This window comes from Variovorax sp. 20P10.2.4 (genome assembly GCF_058244205.1).
The window spans coordinates 1-1,814 of record NZ_JBZAYE010001003.1 but is presented as its reverse complement, the minus strand read 5'-3'; the positions used below and the strand labels follow the sequence as shown (position 1 = coordinate 1,814).

The 1,814-nt window shown below is 73.1% G+C and carries 2 protein-coding genes; both read right to left on the bottom strand.

What is annotated here, in order from left to right; genetic code table 11:
* Positions 1-831: bpX6 domain-containing protein (locus AC27VN_RS40425; protein WP_490880357.1), on the bottom strand; the 831-nt coding region annotated here is incomplete at its 3' end.
* Positions 824-1,814: hypothetical protein (locus AC27VN_RS40420; RefSeq protein WP_490880356.1), on the bottom strand; the 991-nt coding region annotated here is incomplete at its 5' end. The genes AC27VN_RS40425 and AC27VN_RS40420, both read right to left, overlap by 8 nt.

Genomic DNA, 1,814 nt, shown 5'->3' with positions numbered 1-1,814 from the left:
CGGGCGCGGCTGCCTCGACGCGCGGCGATGGAAGGCGCGCAGCCCCCATACCGCGAGCGCCACGAGCAGCATCATGCCGAGGAAAGCCCCGGCCGAGCCATCGGCGAACGGCGAGGTGCTCGCGGTCGCGGACGAGGAACCGCCGGGCTGCTGCGCGTTGAACATGAGAAAGCCCAGCAGCACCAGCGCGAAGGCGATCCAGGCAAGCCAGTACCGTGGCGGCTTGCCCTCCGCGTCCCCCTCTGTCGCGGATGGCGCGCGGCGCGCCTTGGCGTCCTGTGCCAGCTTCTGCAGGAACTCCACCTGCGCCTGGCTCGCGGGCGGGATCGCATCGCCGAGCAGTTCGCGCACCGTGCGGCCCTCGGTGTCGAGCACCACGGGCTCGGGCAGGAGCTCGCGGCAGTCGAAGGTGTCGAGCAGCGCCGGGCCGCCAGCCAGCCACTCGGAGGGATCCACCGCCACGGCCTGCGCGAACTGCAGTGATCGCACCTCACCGCCCTGCACCAGCCAGACGTCGGCCGCGGGCAGCAGGGCCCGCTCTTCCTTCGCGAGCTCCGCGGAGCACAGCGTCGCGCCCTCGCGCCGCAGCGGCCAGCCGGCCGCCGCATCGCCATCGAGCAGCACCGGCTGCGCGAAGCGCAGCAGGTCGCCGGCCTCGAAGCGGCTCAGTTGCGCGCCGGGCCGCCAGGCATCGAGGATGCGTTGCGCGCGCGCGGCCTCGTGCAGCCAGTCGGCGGGAAACCACAGCCCCGCGAACGGCTGCCGCCCCTTGAGCAGCGGGCGATGCACCTGCGCCGCGGGCATGCGCGGCGACGATCCGGCGTCAGCCATTCGCGCCTCCCTCGGCATGGAAGAAGCCCAGCAGCACGCGCAGCGACAGGTCGAACAGGATCAGCTTGCGGTGCAAGGTCAGCATGGCGGCCAGGCCCGTGTTGGGGCAGACGGCGATCTTCTCGATGCGCTCGGGCGCGTGGTAGACGGTTTCGGCGCCGGCGCTCGAATGCAGCACCAGCGCGCTGCGGTCGGACGACAGGCCCGTCATCGCGAAGCGGCCCCGGTGCGCATCGAAGATCAGCGCGATCGCCTTGTGCGCACCGATCTCGAACGCATGCCAGGCATGCGGATGCTCGCGGTACGGTCCCCGGTAGTCGGGATTGGGCGCATGGATGCGCCAGCGCTCCCGGCCCTCGCCGCCGTCGTCGGCCGAGAGCCGCACCGCGCAGGCGCCCAGGCCGAGCCGCCAGTGCCTGCCACCGGCCAGGAAGACGCGCGTGTCCTCGGGCGCGGTGCCGATCGGCAGCACGGTCGCCGGGCCGGTATCGACGCTGAGGCGGCACAGCATCAGCTGGCCCGAGCGGCGCGCCACGTAGACCAGCGCATCGTCGGCCCACTGGCTGATGCACAGCACGCTGCGCTCCACCAGCGCGGGACTGGCTTCCTCGGGCTTCGGCCGGCTCGCTGCACGCGCCGTCCAGCTCACCAGCCGGCCGGCGCGGTCGAGCAGGCAGACCTTCTGCACGCCACGGTGGCGCAGCCAGGCCATCGGCAGCCACACGCCGAGGCCGGGCGGCGCCGAGAGCCGGTCTTCCTCCTGCGCCTCGACGATCGCGGCGAGGCCTGGCACCTGCCAGAAGTACATCGCCGCCTCGCTGTTGAGCACACCGCCCAGCCGCTTGCCGCCGAAGGCCAGCGCCAGCGGCGCGGCCTGGTCGCGCCACTGCTGATGGCCGATCTTGCCGGCCTTCTTCTGGCCCTGCTGCGGCACGAAGTACACGGCGGCGCCGGGCTGGTCGAGCAGCGGCACCGCCACGTGC